This window comes from Streptomyces syringium (genome assembly GCF_017876625.1).
Taxonomy (GTDB): domain Bacteria; phylum Actinomycetota; class Actinomycetes; order Streptomycetales; family Streptomycetaceae; genus Streptomyces; species Streptomyces syringius.
Genome location: NZ_JAGIOH010000001.1, coordinates 272,682 through 292,067, shown reverse-complemented (window position 1 = coordinate 292,067; position 19,386 = coordinate 272,682). Strand labels below are relative to the sequence as shown.

Sequence of the window (19,386 nt, the reverse complement as noted above, 5' to 3'; positions counted from 1 at the left end):
CCGCCTACAAGGATCTTGCGCTGTCCGCTCTCAGCTGGTACGACTCAGGGTGCCAGGCCCCAGGCGGCGAGGTCGTCGAGAATGTCCAGCAGAAGTAACCACGTCTCGCGATTCCCGAGGCCGGCAGGCCCCTTGCATACTGCCCAGCGGGCGTCGTCGTCGGTCCCCTCGCTTGGCCAAGGCTGGCGCCACTGCGAGGGGCAGGAGGCCTTGGGCAGTGACGGCATCGACGGTCACCGCGACCTGGCAGGAGGCGCGCTTGCCCAGGGGCCCCGGTGCTTGCGGCGCCACGCCGACTGACCTCCTGCCGTCCTTGGGAAAGGACACGTCATCGATCACCCATGCTGCCGTAGGACGGATCAGCGCCCTCATAGGGTCGGCGATGCGCCGCCGGACCGGGGCGGGGTGCCAGGCGGACCGGTTGACGAGCTGCAGCAGGTGCTGTTCGTCGCCGTCCACCAGCCGAGACGCCATCGCCTGGACGGACTTGTCGGTGTCCGTCCAGACTCAGTCCGCGCGGGCGCGAACACGTGCGCCGCGTACCTCGCCAACTGACCTGCCCGCGTATCACCTCAAGTGCGTCCACACTCCGAGGGGAAGACCTAACAGAGTCCTATCAGCACGGCATGAACATGTACGTCATCGCCCTGGCGCCAACACGTCCCTGCGGTCTTCTCGCGTGCTGCCTGGGCCCGTCACTGCCTGACCGCGACTCGAGCCTACGGCACCCTGCAGGCTGGGCCGGTCGGGTCTGCCAGGTCGCCAGCTCAAGTGTCCGCACCCGTTGCTACGGCCACAGCGGACGGCCCGAGCACCCACCGCGCCGGGCACGCCCCCGGCCAAGGCCGCCCGTGCCGTCCACGCAGCCCTGCCTGGGGTCATCCAGAGGGAAGAAGCCCATTCATGGGTTGCTGCGAGACTGTGCCGGAGGATCCTGTGTCTGTCATGCAGGAGCTCAATAAGGGCCGCGTGTTGCCCGATTGATTTTGTGAGACTGCGCCGGAGTGTAATCCCCTGTCTGTTATGCGGGAGCTCAACAAGTGACGCAAGTTATCCGGTTGATTCTCTGCGATATGATATTTCCCCCACAAGAATGCACTTCTTATGCCGAAGTACCAAAACGGCGCAACGTGCGGTTATAGTCAATTCAATGCGTTGCCATGTGCCGCATTCTGTGATTTTCGAAGCATTGACTGGTGTGCGCATGTAGCGCGCATGGAGCCCCGTGCGAGAAGTGGACATTCATGTTACCTGCAATCAGATGGCCGAACCTGATCGCCGCGTTCGCCGTGCTGGCCGCATGCCTGGTGGCGGCGACCGTCACGGGGCCTGCTGCCTCGGCACAAGACCGGCTCAGGAACCGTCCTATCATCTACGTGCACGGATACAATTCCGGTCCGGGCGTATGGTCCGGGACGAAAAGCTACGCACAGAGTATGGGTTACGCGGACGCTGAGCTGTTCACGTTCGACTATTCGAAACTCACCCCGGGAAACACCCGCATCGAGCAGCTTGCGGAGCGCCTTCGGGAATTCATCGACGGTCATCAGCTGCTGAACAAGTCGCCGGACGGAAAGGTCGACATTGTCGGCCATTCCATGGGCGGCCTGGTGGCGCGCAGCTATCTTCAACAGGCCGGCAGATACGGCCAGACGGCCCACCTGGTCACCATCGCCACCCCGAATCACGGCACTCTGCCGGCCCGTTTCACCCTCCTGTGCCAGGACATCTGGAGCAGTCAATGCAATGACCAGGTGCGGCAGATGGCAGGTGCCCACGGACTGCTCGACGACCTCAACCGCAACGAGACACCCGCACCCACCAGATACATCACCTTCCGGTCCAATATCGGTGACGAGCCGGTGGGGGAGTGGCCGGCGAAGACCGGCCTGTGCGACGGGCAGGTCTTCGGTCTGACCCGGGAGTCGAAGCTCAGCGGCTGGTACGCGGGTGACACCAGCGTGCTCAACGGATCCGACGAACGCGTGGTCAACCTGGTGGCGCCGTGCGAGTCGCACGACGGAGTCCGGGACAACGAGTGGGTCAAGAAGCGCACGCTCGACTACATTGCGGACAGTGACGGCGCGCACACCCCGAGGGCTGTGCAGGTCAAGTGCGGTGAATTGACGAGCCACTGGGACGGCGGCAGGTGGACCAGCGCCTACGGTCAGTCCTGTGTCACGGCGACCCGGGACCACGGGCGGAGCGCGGCGCGCGCTGTCTATGGGGAACTCAACATCCGCGGCTGTGGCTACTACTACACCCTCGGGAAGATCTGGGAGTACGTCGGGCAGGACCCCGACTACACCTGCGACGTGAAGTACCGGGGCCTCGTCGACCGGGACAGCACCCGGGTCGTCGACAACCAGAACACCAGAGTCTCGCCCACTCGCAGTACCGCAATCATGACCGATACGACTGAGGCCGCTCCAGGGAGCACCGTCACGGCAGGGTGGCGGTTCGACGTCACGGCACACGGCGAGACGCTCCGCGACGCCGCGGCGGACAGCGGCCCGCTCATCATTATCGGCTGACCAGCCTCCAGACCTCACGCCCCGAGGGCACCTCCGGCGTTCACCGCCGAAGCGACCCCTTGGGCAGCCATGCTGTCCGCGCTGTCGGGGCGGACCCGGATCATGTCACTGTGCCGTCGGCACGAGGAAGGACACCCCATGCGGCTCGTGCTGCGCCCGACACTGAAATCCACGGCGATCGCGGTTGTCGCCGTCCTGGCGCTCTCTTTCGCACCGGCCAACGCGTCCGCCCTCAAGGAGCGGGACACACCGGCCGACACCGTCCCGGTGAAGATTGTTACCTACAACACTATGCTGCTGGCCGACATCATGTCCCTCGGCGCCAACTACGACAACGAACTGCGCGCGCGGCGGTTGGCCCAGCTGGACCTGTTCAAGGGCACGGACGTCGTCGTCCTGCAGGAGCTGTTTCACATCTCCTCCTCCACCCAGCTGCTGAACGGGCTCTACGACGTCGGCTTCACCTACCAGACTCGCGTGGTGGGGGCCGACAAGGGTCCGTGGGAGACCCACGCCCGGGACTGGGACGCGGAGTACAAGGAAGGCGGGGGCTTGGAGAACGGCGGCGTGGCCATCCTCAGCCGGCATCCCATCGAGCGGGCCGAGCAACTGGTGTACGCCAAGGGGTGCGGTGCGGACAAGCATGCCCAAAAGGGTTTCGCCTATGCGCGCATCAACAAGGGCGGGAGCGTCTTCCACGTCGTGGGAACCCATCCGCAGGCTACCGAGTGCGGCAGCCGCGAGGAGGCCGAGGAGATCCGAGAAGGCCAGTTCACTCGGATCGATACGTTCCTGACTGGCAAGGAGCGCGGCAACGCCATCACTTCCTCGCAACCGGTGCTGCTGGCCGGGGACATGAACGTTGACCGGTACACCGACGAGTACCAGCGGATGCTCAAGGCACTGCGCGCCACCGCCCCCGCCCGCAGCGGCGAGACGTACTCGTTCGACACCCGCCACAACGAGCTCGCCAAGTTCCGCTACCCGAGCGACGGGCCGGAGGATCTCGACTACCTCCTCGCCCGCACCGGCCACCCGGCCCCCGCTGACTGGTCGAGCGCCGTCACCCGGCCCAGGACCGATGCCTTCGAGATTCGCGAGGGCTTCACCTACGGCACCTCTACGGACCTCAGCGACCACTACCCGCTCACCTCCACCGGAACCCTGCCTCGGCCATAACCGTCCCCGGGGGCTGACGCGCAGGCAAGCACCGTCTCACCCGCACCCGCACCCGCACCCGCACCCGCAGCCACGCGTACGCGGAGGAAGGTAGGAAGATGCCATGTCAGTTGCAACGGACCTTGAGCCCGGAGCCGTCACCCCGCCAGCGGCCCCGTACATCCCCGGTCCCTGGCAGTCCGGGGACACCGGCGGCGTCCGCACCGACAACTGGATGAGCCAGCTGCCCGACAGCATCTCGATGAAGCGGGTGACCATCCCGGGTACCCACGAGAGCGGGGCGCGCTACGCAGGAGCGAGCGCAGGCTTCGCCCAGTGCCAGAACGTGGACTTCACCATCGCCACCCAGCTCGCCGCGGGCATCCGCTACCTCGATGTCCGCTGCCGCAACTACAACGGCAGCCTGCTGATCCACCATGACGCGTTCTACCAGTACGCCAGCTTCGAAAACGTCGTCCAGCAGTGCGAGGACTTTCTCAAGGCCCGTCCGACGGAGGCGCTGTTCATGCGTCTCAAGCGCGACTACCACAACAACGACGCAGGCGATGACGGCACCGATGAAGGGTTCGTCGCCCGCTTCGAGGAGGTCCGCAAACGCCACGACATCTTCTGCACCGAAGGCATCCCCATCCTCGGCCAGGCCCGAGGCAAGATCATCTTGCTCGGCAACGTCAGCGGCCTTCCCGGCACGGACTGGGGCAGCTCCCAGCTCGACATCCAGGACTACTACGACCTCAGCAGCTGGACCCCCGTCGACAACAAGTTGGCGAAGGTGACCGCCCAGCTGGACAAGGCCCGGCGCGACAACAGCGGCACTACCCTCTACGTCAACCACATCAGCGGGTACTCCGTAAGCCCTCCACGCACCCCCTGGTCGATCTCCTCCAGCGCCAACCCCCGGGCCCTGAAGGCCATCCAGGACAGGTTCACGCCTTCCGGCCGAGGCTGCCTGGGCATCGTCCCCATGGACTACGCCGACGCGGACGCCGCTCCCGGCCTGGTCCAGCAGCTCATCCGATGGAACGACCTCGGCGGCTCGGGCCACACCCGGACCCTGACCCTCGAGAGGGCCGAACTCCTCAGCTTCAACGACGGCGGCGTGAGCCCGGCGATCCACGGCACGATCTGCGTCGACGGCTCCTGCGGCTCCAGCACTGCCTGGCACCGCAGCAACGACAGCGGCAGCCCAGTGATCTTCGAGAGGTCCCGCGGCACCTTCGCCCTCGCCGAGACGGTCACGAACTCATCGGCCGACTTCAAGATCACTGTCGAGCTGAGGGGCCACGACGCCCAGGGCCTCGACGCCATTGCGGCCAATGGTGTGACGACCTGGACGCCAGCCGACGGCGCTGGCCGGTTCCACCACATCTTCACCGGTGAGAAGGAAGGCCAGGTCCAACTCACCTACACCGTCAGCTGACAACACGGACCGTCCCCGCTACCGGAAGGGAACCGCACATGAGCGTGACCACCGCACCGCCCGGCCTGCTCCATTCCTCCCAGGCGTGCCACGGCCCCGCCGCTTGTCCCGGACCCCGCGAAGACCGCCGGCGGCGCGCTGCCCCTTGCCCGCCCACCGCGGCCAAACGTCCCGGACAGACCGCTCCGTGGCCGCCGCCGGGCCACAGCGAAGCGCCGCCGGTGGACTGCGAAGGAGCAGCCGGGACGCTGCTGCCGGCCCCGGCCGCCCGTCGGATGCGCCAGATGGTGGGAACGGGCAGGCCCCTGGCCTCTGGCGCCCGGGCCTGGCTGGAACACAGTTTCGGTGCCGACCTGGGGGCGGTGCGCGTGCACACTGGCCCCGAGGCGGACGCGCTGGCCCGCTGGCTGGGAGCGGAGGCGTTCACCGTCGGCGCGGACATCTTCTTCCGCGCGGGACACCTCGCACCAGGCAGCCGTCGCGGGCGGGTGCTGCTGGCCCACGAGATCGCCCACACACTCCAGCCCGACGACAGCAACACCGGCCGGGACCGGGTGGCGACGCACGGCCACTGGCGGGAAACCGCGGCCCGGCAGGCCGGCGCATCAGTGGGCGCGGGCGGCCAGTGCCTGCATCCCGGCCCGGCGGCCGCGCGCCGCACCGACCCGCGGCGCGCGCTGCTGGTGTGCCGGCACTCCTCGTGGGAACACCGAATGCTGGGCGAGTGCAACACCGGCAAACTCGACGCCATCGCGCTCGCGGTGGCCAAGAAGGACGGGACAAGCGGCGCGTACCTGCGCAAAATCCGCCAGTATGTGGAGCTGTGGCGGGCCAGCCCGGAAGAGGTCACCGAGGAACGGATCAAGGAGCACTTTCCTGATGTCCGCGCCATCAGGATGCCAGGCAGCGGGCTGCTGGTGACCTACGGCGAGCTGAACACGCTGGCCGACTACCTGCCACAGCCCGCCGTTTTGGACGCTCAGCCCAAGAGCGTCCTGCTGCCGATCTTGCAGACCGTGCGACAGGAAACCTACAACAAGATCGGCAAGGACTGGCTGCTCAACGCGTCCAGCGCGAACTTCGAGCAGGCCCTGGTCAACTGGCAGTGGGGCAGCTTCTGGGAGAAGATCCTCGAAACCTCACGGATGAACGACCTCACGAAGGGCGTCGGCGAGCAGGGAGTGGGCCACTACTACGGGTTGCTGGCCCGCAACGCCTGCCACTTCGCCCCGTACGCCTGGCACCGCTGGTACCAGTTCCACCTGATCGCCCGGGACTACGCCAAGCGGTCCTACGACGCCAGGGAAGGCGAGGGCGGAGAGAACCGGTACAAGGCACTGCTGTACAACGGCTATGCCGACCACTTCCTGCAGGACGCCTTCGCCGCCGGGCACCTGGTGAACAAGACGCTGGTCCTGCAGTGGTTCCTCGACTGGGTCGCGGACAAGTGGATTCCGGTGGCCGAATGGGACCGGGCCAAGGAGATGACGTTCGCCAAGCAGCCCGGCCTGGCCCCGGCAGCGATGTACACCGAGTATCCCTATCACGGTGTCGTCAAGGACCCGGAAACCGGCCAGGAGGAGTCGACCCGGCAGGCTCGCAGGGACGCCTCCGGCATCGTGGGTAATCCGGACAGCGACACCGCCTACGCCAACTGGCTGGCCTTCTTGGCCAGCGGGGTCGTCCAGGCGTCTGCGACCGCCCCGCACGACTTCTTCAACGCCCAGTCCCTGTGGGTGTCCTCCGTCAATCGCTCCACGCCCTACCAGATCTGGGGCGACGACACCCTCCTGACGGGCGGCGATGGCGTGCGGATCGCCGCTGAGACCGCCCAGATGTCCCAGCAGGCCGTGACCGGCATCCTTGCCCAGGGGCACGACGGTGGCATCACCGCGGCCAGCATCCACGACCGCCTGCCCAGCAGGGCCGGTGACACCGCCGACGGCGTCACCGATCTGCTGTCCTGGCACGAACAGGTGAAGAAGAAGGCGGACAACCAGCTGTTCAGCTCCTTGCGCGGCACCTATATCGCCATCTCCGTGGGAAACCCGCGACTGGGCAAGGTCTCCCTCGACGACTCGTACTGACTCCCCTCAGATCCGCACCACCACACCGTCAGGAGGACTTGCGTCATGTGGATGTTCGGAACCGTCGAGAACCGCTCCCCGGACCCTGTATGGATCGCCCACCACATCGACCCTGGTACCACCGTCACTGCCCCCGAACTGGGCACCGGCCTGGGCCGCGCAGAGATCGGTATCGGCCACCACGGCACGATGTACCTGCGCTCGGCGAACACCCCCGATGGCGCGGACGCCACCGTCACCATCGAGGGTTCCTTCGGTACCGTCCGCTGGACCGCGCCCAGCCCCGCCACCCTCGACGTCCTCGTCCACGAGGACTCCTCCTTCGCTCTCTCCGACCGCGGAAGCGAGATTGTCTCCGGCGTCCTCAGGAACCCCACCGAACTCGGGCAGGCGTCGGCCGCCGAGCTCGGCAACCTCCCGCCCACCGACTGACGCTCCGTCAATTTGTTGACTGTGGAGCGGGGTTACTCGTAAATGAATGCATGGTGGACGGGCCAGGTCCCGCATCGGAATCCTCGCGGACATGGCGAGGCCCTTATCGAAAACGGCCTGCACTGCATGAGCTCGTCGTACACACAGGTCAGCCGGAGGGTGCCGATACCAGCGAAGAAGCCCGCTCTGGTGTAGCCAGGTACCGAGTGCGGCGGTGAAGCGATCGTCTCGGCTGTGCGGGCTGCCGGGACACGGATCCATGTCCCCCGCGGTAGGACGATCCTTTCCTCTTCCTCCGAGTTCAGCCTTCCTCCCATCACTCCCCCGAGACCGGTCTCGGCATGGACAGATTGGTGTGCCAGATGTCTGCAGATGGCGTACAAGGCGCAATGCAAAAGGGGCAGGGCAAGTCACTGTCCGACCTCGCCCAGCAGGTGGACGGGCTGTTCTTGCCGGGCGACTGGGATTTTCACCTTCAGGACGTCTTCGTCAAGACGATCGACGGCTCGGGCGCTGACGACAAAGGGGGGTGGGTGGGAACAGCAGCCCTCAAGCGGTCAGACGCTCAGGCGGCGCGTCTGTCGCAGCTGTATGTCATCGGTGTGCCAGTGCCTAAGGGGGAAAAGGACGTCTGGCGTCATGTGGTCGTGGTGGATCTCGATGTGAACTTCGGCCTCAAAGAAGTGCCCGTCGTGGGCCAGGCTCTGAAGCAGGTGACCATCAGGCATGTCAACCTGCTGTGCAACCGGGTGGTCCTCACGGAGCCGTCGTCCAAGAAACTCAACGAGCTCCTCAAGAAAGCCGGCGTGACCAAGTTCGCCCTGCCGGTTCCGAAGTTCACCCAGTTCGACGACGACATCGCCGTCGGTACGCACCTGCTGGTGACCTACGCGATCGGGGCGGCAGAGCAGCCGGCCCTGAGCGTGGATCTGGTGAAGGGGGAGGGAAAGCGGGACCTGGTGGTCGGCGCGGGGGGCGGCGCCGCGGGGGGCGGCTCGTCGTGGGGGAGCCTGAGCAAGGTCGCCAAGGGGGTGCGGCGCATCAATTTCGCCTATGTGCCGGCTGTGACGGCAGCCAAGGGGAGCACGCCGGCCCGGCCGGGGCGGATCGTGGTGAGCTTGGACGCTGCGGGCGAGCTGGGGCCGCTGACGCTGGAATTCAAGGGTGCCGGGGTAGTCTGCCCGGTGGATACCTTCACGCCGTCGGCGACCTTGAGCGGAGTCGGCGTCAGTTTCGTGTGGGGCACGCCGGAGCTGGGGATCCGGGTCGCAGGCGGGCTGGTGCTCAATCCGCTGGCGTGGGCCGACGATCATCTGGTGCAGCTGGACGGCGCGGTGATGGTGTACCTGCCCGCCATCGCGGCGACCGTGGCGGGCTCCTACCGGCAGATGAAGGGGCAGGACGACCCCTCCGTGTTCTTGTTCGGGGAACTGGACTTCAGCCAGATGGTGGGGGGCGGGTTCGGGCCGCCGTGCTTCACGGTGCGGCGGGTGATGCTGGGCGGTGGCTACAACAGTCAGGTGCGGCTGCCGAAGCCCGACGAGGTGGAGAAGTTTCCGCTGGTGGCCGGGCTGACGGACGAAACGGCAGTGGGCAAGGACCCGACCCCGCTGCAGGTGCTGGACAAACTGACGAGCGGCGATACGCCGTGGATCACACCGAAGGCCCAGAACTTCTGGGCGGCCGGCGGCCTGGAGTTCGAGACATTCAAGATCTTGGCCAAGGTCTTGCTGCTGGTGGAATTCGGCAACGACTGGTCCGTGTCCGTCTTGGGACTGGTCACACTCCAGTTGCCCCTGGACTCGAAGAATCCGGCAGCCAAACTCGTGGGCCAGCTCGCGGGACAGCTCGAACACCGCTCGGTGAAGGTGCAGCAGAAGGATGCGAGCGGCAAGGACGTCGCGGTCGGTGACGAAGAGACGGTGCTCACCGCATCGGTCGTGCTGGGCACCAAGTCGTATCTGTTCACCGAGGACGCCAAGTTGACGGGCGGCGTCGCGATGCGGGTGTGGACGCAGGGCCCTCATGAGGGCGATTTCGTGTTCACTCTCGGGGGGTACGCACCGAGTTACAAAGTGCCCGACCACTACCCCAATGTGCCGCGCGTGGGGGTGACGTTCAACATCGGCCCGGTGACGATGCGCGCCGAGGTGTATTTCGCGTTCACGCCGCGTGCGGTGATGGCCGGCGGAAACCTGTCGATGGTCCAAAACCTCGGCTGGCTGCGGTGGTGGCTGAGTGTGCATGTGGACGGCTGGATCGGCTGGGACCCGTTTACGGCGTATCTGTCGCTGGGGGCATCGGTCGGTATCGCGGCGGACATCGATATCGGGCCCGTGCATGTGCGCCCGTCGGTGGAGCTGGGGGTCGACCTCGCCTTGTGGTGGTGCCCGGACTTCGGTGGCCACTGGAGCGTCTCGCTGTGGTTCGCGTCCATCTCGGGAGACTTCGGCAGCGACCTGCAAGGGAAGATCCCGGTCGACTGGGACCAGTTCAAGCGCACGGTCCCCAAGCCGGTCATCCTGCCCCGCAAAAACACCGAGCTGCCGGAAGAAGGCACGGCCGGCTCGAACAAGCCGGTACCGGATAAGGACACCGCACCCATCGCGGGGGAGGAGGCCAACGGTCAAGCCATCAACGGTTCGCAGAACAGCTTCACGTTCTCGTCCACCATCCAGGCCCCCGCCAAGGAGGTGTGGGTGCACCCGCCCACCGGGCAGCCCGTGTGCAAGGCATCGATGACGGACGCGGTGCATATCCGGGAGATGAACCGCTCCGACGTCGCCTCGCGGCTCGACGTGCACTTCAGCTACCTGCCGCGCGAGGGGGAACCGCTGCCGGCCGCCCACCCGGTCTTCCAGGACGCCTTCTGGGAGGCATGGTCCTACAAGCCGACCTATGCGAACCTGCCGTTCGCCAAGTGGGGAGATCCGAAGGTGGAAGCGCCCAAGTCCGCCTCGGACCTGGTGCCCCACCAGCTGACCGGCCTGGAGATCACCGTACCGGCGCCCACAGTGCGGTGTGCCGCGAGGCCCAACAACCGCCCGCTGCAGGCGGATGCGGCCGACATCGAAAAGGAGACCATCTATGCCTACGACGACGAGCGGGACGCCGGCATGCCGCTGACCGCGCAGGCGCCGACCCAGGGCAGTACCGCAGCGCTCTCGCCGGGAGCCGCCCATGTGGTCAAGGACGGGATCGCCTCCTCGCCGATCCAGCAGGCGCGCGGCCACCTGTTCGAGGCGTTGAAGGGGGCGGGCTGCCTGCGGACGTCGAAGAACGACGGGCTCGACAGGTACGCACGTGAGGTACTGACCACCTTGACCGATGACCCGCTGCTGGACGCAGCGGCCTGACCGAGCTCGGAGCTGTGATGTCGCAAGCCTCCATGTCGCTGGTCGGCACCCCCTTGAGCGTGTCGTTCTACGACAGCTATGTGCCCCAGATCCCGCCCGGGGAGTACACCGTCCGCTCCACCCACACCCTGGACGGCAAGAAACTCGACCCCACCGATCAGACTTTCACCATCGTCGCGCCCCGGTTCCTTGTCGGCCAGGACCTGGTCGAGGCGGTATATCCCGCGCAGGGGGCGCTGGGGGACTACCAGCTGGTGGCCCCTCACATCACACTCAACCGCGAGCTGCTGCCGTGGACGCGCCCGCTGACCGTGAGCGGCAGCGAACTGGGCGAGCCCTGGATGACGCTGCTGCTGCTGCGCGAGGACGAGATCGTCCGCAGCGCACCGGCGACGGCCAAGGAGGCGCTGCAGGCCACGGCGGAGGTCGCCGTGCCGGCGCTGGGGGACATCGGGTCAGAGGCCGAGACGATCGCCTGCCAGACGATCGAGATCAACGCGGACACCTTCGACCGGGTCGCCCCCCGGCGCGCGGAGCTGCCCTACCTGGTGCACGCCCGGGAGGTGGAGGAGAAGCTGCCGCACCATCTGGGGCTGTTCCGCGAGGACGGCGAGCGGATGCGCACGGGCAAGTTCGCGGTCGCCTTCACCTCCCGGCTGCCGCGGCTGAGCGGCCGCTACCAGGCCCACCTGGTGTCCCTGGAGGGCTGCGAGAGCTACTTCCAGAGCTCGGGCCGGCCTGCGCGGCTGCGGCTGTTCTCGCTGTACTCCTGGTCCTTCGAACAGGTCACCGGTGACCGTAGCGGGTTCACGGCCCGGATGCGGCACCTGGCAGCGCCCGCTGCTCCCCGGGGCGAGCACGCCGCAGCCCTGGAACTGCGACTTGCGCCGACGAGCCCGACACCCTCCGGTGACCTGGGCCGGCACATCACCGACCGCCTGGAATGGGGCTACACCCCGATCAGCTACCACACGCTGGGCGCCGAAGGCACCTTCGCCTGGTACCGGGGCCCGTTTGTCCCCGCCCCCGCGGTGAAGGCGCCGTGGGCGGATGCGACAGGCACACTCCGGCATCTGGAACGCCCCGACAGTGCGTTGATCTACCTCAAACGCTATGGCATCTACGACCTGAGCTACGCGGCCGCCTGGACGCTGGGCCGTCTGCTGGCCCTTTCGAACGGTGATGTGTCGGCTCCTTTGCTGCGGGCCCGCAACGCGGCCTGGCGGGCCCTGCACCTGAGTGCAGCTGATGCCGCCAGCCCCTTCACCCGGTGCGGGCCGGCCACGGAAGAGGATCCAGCAGCCGCGCCGCTGAGCGGCCTGGAGCTGATGGACCACCTGATGGCGACCCACCTTCCCGACCTGCTGGCGGGCCTGCCTGCGCCGCCGGATGACGCGACCGGCCCAGCAACCGAGCCAGCCGTAGCTGCGGCGCCCTGCCACCAGCACGATGAACAGCCCTGCCCGCCACGGCCTGCCCTGTCGGTGGCCGTGCAGCAGGCTGCCGCCGACCCCGATATCCGCCGCCGGATCCGGTGGGCCATCGCCCCCCACGTGCATGTCCCCGCCCCCACCGGCGCCGCCGACGTGGCCCCGGAAGCCCCTGGTGCAGGAGCGGCCCAGGATGTCTACCAGGATGCCCCGTTCCTGTCCGCGGCGCATATCGACGCCTGGACGCTGCTGTGCGTGGTGCCCTTCTACTACCTGGTGCCCGATGCCCGCGCCCTGCCCGAGGAGAGTCTGCGCTTCTTCTACCTCGATGCGGCCTGGCTGCAAGCCCTGGTCGACGGCGCCGTCAGCGTGGGGGTGGGCACCACCCTGGACAGTATGATCACCGCCGAGCTGCGGGAGGCGGTGGCGGCCACCACCGACGCCCTGCCCTGCGGGATGCTGCTGCGCAGCCAGCTGACCCTCGACATCCCCAACCTCTTGATCACGGCGACCCGACAGGGCGAGCCGGTGACCACCTTCCGGCGGAACATGGGCAGCGGCGTGTGGTTGCTGCTGTTCGCCGCCGTCCCCGACGAGGTCGTGCTCGCGGAGCCCTACCACGGCCTGCACTTCGGCCTCGATGAGTCCCACGAGGGCACTGCTGCAACCTCCCAGATCAACCTGCGGGCCCTGAAGGACGGCGACGCAGCCCACCGCGTCGGCACCAACCTGGGCCGCCAGCTCAAGGACGTCCAGCGATTCCTGCGGCCGGTGCCCCAGGGAACACCGGACGTGCTGTGCCTGCTATCAGCCAAGGACTCGCCCCAAGCCCCCACGCCGCCCGGCGAGGAGCCAGCGGCCGGAGGCCTGGTGGCCGCCTTGGCCAAGGCCCTGGCGGACGCCGGGCAGTTCGACACCGCCCAACGCCCCCTGCTCTCGCCGGCCGAGTTCGCCCTGCAGTGCATCGACGGCCCGCAGACGATGACCTTCAGTTACCCGAGGTGACTTCCTATGCCCCCCCAGGCCCTCTTGGTCCCGATCCAGGTCGACGCCCTTGTGGTGACCAGCGACGCGCTGGCCGCAGGGCACTTCAAACGCTGGCAACCCGACTTCCAAAACCTCATCGACCACCAGGACCCCGAAGACGCCACCCTGGTCGATTTCACCGATCCGAAATGGCACTGCGGCATGTACCTGCACTGGCGGCTTCCGGAAAGCCTGTGCGAAGGCAAGCAGCAGCCGGACGGCTCACTGGCCTTCCCCAAGATCCCCAACAGGTGGCTCGTCATCCGCACCAGCGGGCAGAAAGCCGCTGCCCGCAGCGTCAGCGGCGCCTGGGTCATCGAGAGCGACTACCTCGACAGCCAGCACCCCGATGCGGTGGACGGCATGAATGAGGGCACCTCGCCCTACCTGCTGACCCGCATCAACGGCCGCGATATCTCCCCGCCCCTAAAAGACTCCCTGGGCGCACGCACCGTCGGCTTCGACCCGAGCGCCTGGAGGGAGCGCAGCCCCGACGGCGAACTGTTCCTCGACATCCTCGGCCCCGGCCTGCCCACCTTCTCCGCCTTCCAGCCCTACAACGAAAACGTCCTGTCCTTCCACGACGGCAGTGAGGACTGGCCCAGCGACAACGTGCAACATCCCGAAGAGAAGTGGACGCTCAGCTACTGCGTCCTGGGCTGGTACTCCAACGCCGCCTACGACCCCGCCCGCACCAAGGACGCCAAGCAGGCGCTGGAATCCCTGCGCTGGAAGCTGCAGCAGCCTGACGCTGCCGGAGCCGGCTCCGTCTACTACGGCACGGTCTTGGCCCTGAGCGGATCGGGAGCCGGCGAGCCCGTCAACAGGCCCAACGCCGCAAGCGTGAGCATCGCCGTCGGCAGCAACGTCGATGACGCGTGGAGCGCGCTGCCTCCCACCGACGGCCCCAAGGCCGGACCTGGCGAGCGCAGTACCGCTGCCGAGCGCCGCCACCAGGCCCTGACCGCCCTGCTGGCCGGCACCTGCGAATACCTCAACACGCCCGACGGGCCCGTCAAAACCGCCTTCGCCCAGCACGCCGCTGGGTTCGGCACCGCGCCGACCAGCCCGCAGTGGTCCCTGACCGATCCGCACACCCCCACCCCGCCCCAAACCCCCGATGCCCAGCCGCCCAGCACCGACGACCTGGCCGACCTCAACCACCGGCAAGCACAGCTGCGGCAAGCGGACGCCGCACTCGCCCAGGCCCGCCAGCGCCTGGCCGACCTCTGGCGCCTGAAAGGCATCAGCCAGACCGGGGGCCAGACCCAGAACGCCAAGGCCCTGGAGGCCCAGCTGCGACACGCTCTGGAGGAGGCCACCCATCAGCGTGACGCCGCCGCCGCGCTCCGCCAAGACGTCGCCCGCCAGCAGGCCAGCGTGCACCAGGCCGCCCAGGCCGCCGGCCTCTCGCTGACCCCGTCCCCCGCGGCCCCCTACGAGCACCCGCAAGACCCCACCATCCTCCTGCAGGGCCCCGGCATCGACCAGCCCCTGACCCCCCAAGGCCCGCTGTCTTGCCGCCTGCCCGATGAGCTGCTCACCACCCTGCCCGGCCTGCCCGCCACCGACCGCGTCGATCCCCCCTACACCGACCTGGTGCCCGAACACCTGCGCAGCCTCGCCGCCAAGGCCTTCGCCGAGTTCACCGCCCTCGACAAGGCCGCCCACCACCCACTCCCCGACCAGGACGCCGACAGCCTCCTGCAGCACCTGCTGACCGCCCCCGAGCACACCCCCACTGCCCACGCCCTCTCCCCCCACACCCGGGCCTGGCGACCGCCCTGGTCCCCCCTGCTCCTGGAATGGAAGGGCCGCTGCGCCCCCATCCCCTACACCTCGGCCGAGCACAAGCCGCTGTGGAGTTTCAACGGCACGCATTACGCCTGGAAAGGCAGCGGCGACCACACCCCCAGCACCCTCGGCGGGCGCCTCTCCCTGACTCCTCTGCCCGGATTCGTCGCCTCCCGCAAGGCCGACCACATCGCCCGCAACCGCTCCGAAGACGTCACGCCCGCCTACCGACGTTTCTCCGACACCGCCCACCGCTCCGACATGCTCTCCCAAAGTCTGCAGGGCCTCAACGCCTGGTTCCTCCAGCGCAGCCCCATGCCCTACTACCTGCCCTCACCCGACAACACCGACAACACCGACCGGGCCGTCGCCCAGCAGCTGACCGAGACCACACCCGGCACCACCGCCCGAACGGTGCGCCTGCCCCTGCCCGCGGCCGACCCCGCCCACTCCGGCTTCCAGCCGGTTCGGGCCGGCCAGATCTACCTGGAGGAAGTCACCCTCATCGACCGCTTCGGCCAGACCGCCTCCCTCATGCTCGACCAGACGACGGTCTACACCAACAGCCCACCCGCCAAAGACAAGATCGTCAAGGACATGACGTCCTTCCGCGGCAAAGTCGTCCAGCTGCCCCCACGGCTGCTCCACCCGGCCCGCCTACGCATCGACGCCGTCGACCCCGACGACGACCGCAACCTCGCCCCCGACGTCCCTGACCTCGCGCCCACCCTGGCCGGCTGGCTCCTGCCCAACCGCCTCGACCACTCCCTGGTCCTGTACACCGGCACGGGCATGCCGCTGAGCGAATACCGCCGCGGCGCCGACCCCGCCCAGGCCGCCCACCTGACCCTGCCCCTGCCCGCTGGCCGCACCCTCGACAGCAACACCACCCTGGACAAAGTCCACGCCTACCTCGACGGCCTGAGCACCACCGCCCTTGAGGACCTGATCACCCTCATCGACGCCGGACTGACCACCACCGCCCGCACCGACCAGGACACCGCCGCACTCGCCCTGCTGGCCGGCCGCCCCCTCGCCCTTCTCCGCCTGCGCCTGGCCATCGAACTCGACGGCCCCCCGCCCGGCCCCACCGTCCCCGGCACCACCCCCAGCGACACCCTCACCACCCAGTGGCCGCTGCGGCTGGGCGCCGCCGACCTGACCGAAGACGGCCTCATCGGCTACTTCCTCGACGACCACTACAACCAGTTGCGCACCCCCCACCCGGTTCCTGCTGAGTGCACGGTTCTCAAGCATCTGCCCGCCGACGATCCGGATCTGACCGTGCCCTGCGTCGCCAGCCCGCTGCCCGCGAGCACCGGGCGCTTCGTCACCGTCCTGGTCGACCCCTGGCAAAAGCTCCACGCCGTCACCGACATCCTGCCGACGCGGTTCTACCGCATCCCCGAGCCTGCCGTGCGCGCCGGCCTGGACGCCCTGAGCATCCCCTTCTCCACCGACCCCCTGCTCACCCCGCCAGACCCCGACCAGAACACCATCCGTATGCCCAAGCCCAGTGCCTTCACCGGGCAGTGGCAATGGGCCCAACGCGCCTCCGCCACCCAGTGGAGCAGCCAGCCCAACCTCACACCCCCCACCGCCGACGCCGTGTTCCCGCCCGACCCCGCCCAGGCCCGCGCCGGCTTCCTGCAGCTCCTGGAAGCCTTCACCCGCCACACACCCCCCTCCTCCTGACCAGCACAACACCCCGCCCAGAAAGAAGGCCGACATGTACACATTCGTTCAGTCCGACTCGGGTTTCAGCATCGGTGTCATGACCACCCCCAACCCGCTCCAGGCCAAAGAAGCCACCGGCCTGGCCACGGGCGACATCGAAATCCGCATCGCGCCGCTCACCCCCACTGCCCAGTGCGACAGCATCCGCATCACCATCCCCTGCGGAGACACCCCAGAGGACCTGACCGAACGAGGCGAAAAGAAAGACTTCCAGCGCAGCGTCAGCCTGCTGCACAGCAACACACGCTGGACAGCCAGCCCCCCGGCCCTGAGCCCGGACAAAAAGACGAGCACCTTCACCGTCCACGCGGACAAGGACAAGGACAAGACCCTCACCGCGACCGACCCGCTGTGCATCAAACTCTCCAAGGTCCAGATCAACGAAAAGGTCGGCACCACCTGGGTCGAGGTCGCCATCAACAAGAACGACGCCGAGCGCCGGCAGCTGACCAAGGCGCCCCCCGGATTTGAGTTCCACAGCCTCGAGGCCAAACCCCAACTCGTCGAAAACGGCCAGTCCGCCCGCCTGAGCTGGTACCTGAACAAGCCGGCCAAACTCGACCTGGACTGGGTCGGCTTCGACGAACAGGGCTACGCCCACGAAGGCATCCGCACAATCACCGACGGCTCCCAAGGCCTCGTCCTCACCACCGACACCGAAGCCCTGCACAACCACTCGTTCTTCCGACTGACCGCAGAAGTCGGCGACAGCTCAGGCCACACCAAGGTCCACTGCTCCCTGAGTACCGTGGTCTTCGTCAACCGCGGCACCTTCCAGACCGGCCCGCTCATCGTCACCGGCACCACGAAAGTCATGGGCCAAGTCCAACTGCTGGCAGGCAACCTCAAGGTGACCGGTACGGACCCGACCGCCTTCAAGGCCTATACCCCTGACACTGACGGCATCGTATGCGCCAGCCTCACCGGCAACGGAAAGCCCGCACAGATCACGTTCACCGTCAGCGATACGCCTACAGGCAAGACAGTGCCGGACCTCAATGACCCTCCCGGCCTGGGCCTGGAAGCCCGCCGGGTCACCCTCAGCAGCGCCGGAGACTGGAACTACACCGAATTCTTCGTCGCGGCAGGAAACTACTTCACCATCGGGGGAGTAGCGGAGAAGGGTTCCGGAATCAGCATCCGCTGGATTCCCCTGGGCGCAGGCAGCATCACCCCATCTGGCTGACACACCACAGACCGCCCCCGACAGCAACCCTCCGCCGAGCCCCCCGACCAGCCGCCGGGGCGCCCCGCCGCCAGCCCACACAGCGCCTGCGCACCTCTCGAAACGGCAAGAAAGCCGCTCCGCACTCGCCGCCCGCAGCAACCAACGGCGAGAAGGAGCCACAGCTAAAGGAGACCCACCACACAACGCCAGCACAACCGCCGACCCGATGACGGCCCCGAAAACAGGCCGCAAGCCAGGCACCCCCAGAAATCCGCTCCCTCCCACCTGCCGCCCGTCACCAAGAGCCGATCAGGGCCCATGAAGATCGGTTACCCGAAGCCGCAGCCACTCCAAACCCGCCGCAGCGCCACGCCGTCCCGGCAGACCGAAAACCCGGTGACGACTTCTGCAGACACCGCCCTCCAGCCCGCAACCCGCACGTATGCACCATCCTCCCGCCCCAGAAAGGCCCCCGCGATGACCATCTCCGGACCCGACGGACTCTCCAATGTCAGCGTCGCCTTCTACCTCCCCCACCCCTACGACACCGCACCCGCACAAGGCGCCGAACTCGGACAAGCCTTCTTCCTCACCACCCAGGCCACCGTCTACATCCGCACCCTGAAGAACACCACCCCCACCCCCACCTGGGACACCAGCCGCTACGGCCCCAACCCACGCGACGTCAGCCCCCTGTGGGTCGGCTACCGCGACTACCTGACAAAGGAAAAGACCACACTCGCCGCCATCGTGAAACGCAACCTGCCGTACTTCATCCAGAGCGGCGCGAGCGGACACACCGTCCTGGCACCCAACAGCCAAGCCAAGCCCTACGACCCCCAGGACGAGAAGAACAAGAGTGCCTGGTACAGGCTCAAGCCCCGCCCCGACCAACCTCTCACCGGCCTGCTCACCGACCTGCCCGCAGCAGCAAAACAGTTCACCGCGGCCACCTCACTCATCGAACCCAGCCGCGCACTCGCCATCGTCTTCACCGGCAACAAGTACTGGCTCACCGACACCGACACCAGCACCAGCTCCCTGTCCGCGGACCCCAAGACCCTCACCTTCGACGTCCGCACCGCCATGGCCATCGACCGCAAAACCATCCTGCTCCTCGATGCCACCCACACCTGGTACACCGTCACCCCCCACGCCGAGGAGGACGAACAGACCGGGGCGACCAACTGGGACACCTTCCAGCTCAAGACCAGCTAAGACGC

At 67.6% G+C, this 19,386-nt stretch carries 10 protein-coding genes and 1 pseudogene; 10 read left to right on the top strand and 1 reads right to left on the bottom strand.

The window, feature by feature from the left end:
* Positions 1-47 precede the first annotated feature (47 nt).
* Positions 48-517, bottom strand: a pseudogene (locus JO379_RS34300) (transposase); the annotation flags it as partial.
* Positions 518-1,244: 727 nt separating this feature from the next.
* Here JO379_RS34300 and JO379_RS01390 point away from each other — a divergent pair.
* The 10 genes from JO379_RS01390 to JO379_RS01345 all read left to right on the top strand — a co-directional run bounded on the left by JO379_RS01390 (position 1,245) and on the right by JO379_RS01345 (position 19,381).
* Positions 1,245-2,534, top strand: coding sequence for an esterase/lipase family protein (locus JO379_RS01390; RefSeq protein ID WP_209513377.1), 1,290 nt, complete (start codon positions 1,245-1,247; stop codon positions 2,532-2,534).
* A 138-nt stretch (positions 2,535-2,672) separates the two neighbouring features.
* A complete protein-coding gene (locus JO379_RS01385; RefSeq protein ID WP_209513376.1) occupies positions 2,673-3,713 on the top strand; it encodes a sphingomyelin phosphodiesterase in 1,041 nt (346 codons plus the stop codon).
* Positions 3,714-3,816: 103 nt separating this feature from the next.
* Complete coding sequence (locus tag JO379_RS01380) at positions 3,817-5,133, top strand: phosphatidylinositol-specific phospholipase C (RefSeq protein WP_209513375.1); 1,317 nt, start codon at positions 3,817-3,819, stop codon at positions 5,131-5,133.
* Between the two features lie 38 nt (positions 5,134-5,171).
* Positions 5,172-7,220, top strand: a complete 2,049-nt coding sequence (locus JO379_RS01375) for an eCIS core domain-containing protein (protein WP_307841845.1) — start codon at positions 5,172-5,174, stop codon at positions 7,218-7,220.
* 45 nt (positions 7,221-7,265) lie between these two features.
* Entirely contained in the window at positions 7,266-7,652 is a 387-nt protein-coding gene (locus JO379_RS01370; protein WP_209513373.1) for a hypothetical protein, read from the top strand.
* 389 nt (positions 7,653-8,041) lie between these two features.
* On the top strand, positions 8,042-11,008 hold the full coding sequence (locus tag JO379_RS01365; RefSeq protein ID WP_209513372.1) for a DUF6603 domain-containing protein: 2,967 nt from the start codon (positions 8,042-8,044) through the stop codon (positions 11,006-11,008).
* Between the two features lie 17 nt (positions 11,009-11,025).
* Positions 11,026-13,443, top strand: coding sequence for a hypothetical protein (locus tag JO379_RS01360; RefSeq protein ID WP_209513371.1), 2,418 nt, complete (start codon positions 11,026-11,028; stop codon positions 13,441-13,443).
* A gap of 6 nt (positions 13,444-13,449) precedes the next feature.
* Positions 13,450-16,953, top strand: a complete 3,504-nt coding sequence (locus JO379_RS01355; protein ID WP_209513370.1) for an efflux RND transporter periplasmic adaptor subunit — start codon at positions 13,450-13,452, stop codon at positions 16,951-16,953.
* 79 nt (positions 16,954-17,032) lie between these two features.
* Complete coding sequence (locus tag JO379_RS01350) at positions 17,033-18,181, top strand: hypothetical protein (protein ID WP_209513369.1); 1,149 nt, start codon at positions 17,033-17,035, stop codon at positions 18,179-18,181.
* Positions 18,182-18,640: 459 nt separating this feature from the next.
* Entirely contained in the window at positions 18,641-19,381 is a 741-nt protein-coding gene (locus JO379_RS01345; RefSeq protein WP_209513368.1) for a hypothetical protein, read from the top strand.
* Positions 19,382-19,386: the final 5 nt, after the last annotated feature.

What these genes read in the sequence shown, in the direction of transcription:
- JO379_RS01390 (WP_209513377.1), top strand. Translation starts at nt 1,245, where the DNA reads ATGTTACCTGCAATCAGATGGCCGAACCTGATCGCCGCGTTCGCCGTG.
- JO379_RS01385 (WP_209513376.1), top strand. Translation starts at nt 2,673, where the DNA reads ATGCGGCTCGTGCTGCGCCCGACACTGAAATCCACGGCGATCGCGGTT.
- JO379_RS01380 (WP_209513375.1), top strand. Translation starts at nt 3,817, where the DNA reads ATGTCAGTTGCAACGGACCTTGAGCCCGGAGCCGTCACCCCGCCAGCG.
- JO379_RS01375 (WP_307841845.1), top strand. Translation starts at nt 5,172, where the DNA reads ATGAGCGTGACCACCGCACCGCCCGGCCTGCTCCATTCCTCCCAGGCG.
- JO379_RS01370 (WP_209513373.1), top strand. Translation starts at nt 7,266, where the DNA reads ATGTGGATGTTCGGAACCGTCGAGAACCGCTCCCCGGACCCTGTATGG.
- JO379_RS01365 (WP_209513372.1), top strand. Translation starts at nt 8,042, where the DNA reads ATGCAAAAGGGGCAGGGCAAGTCACTGTCCGACCTCGCCCAGCAGGTG.
- JO379_RS01360 (WP_209513371.1), top strand. Translation starts at nt 11,026, where the DNA reads ATGTCGCAAGCCTCCATGTCGCTGGTCGGCACCCCCTTGAGCGTGTCG.
- JO379_RS01355 (WP_209513370.1), top strand. Translation starts at nt 13,450, where the DNA reads ATGCCCCCCCAGGCCCTCTTGGTCCCGATCCAGGTCGACGCCCTTGTG.
- JO379_RS01350 (WP_209513369.1), top strand. Translation starts at nt 17,033, where the DNA reads ATGACCACCCCCAACCCGCTCCAGGCCAAAGAAGCCACCGGCCTGGCC.
- JO379_RS01345 (WP_209513368.1), top strand. Translation starts at nt 18,641, where the DNA reads ATGACCATCTCCGGACCCGACGGACTCTCCAATGTCAGCGTCGCCTTC.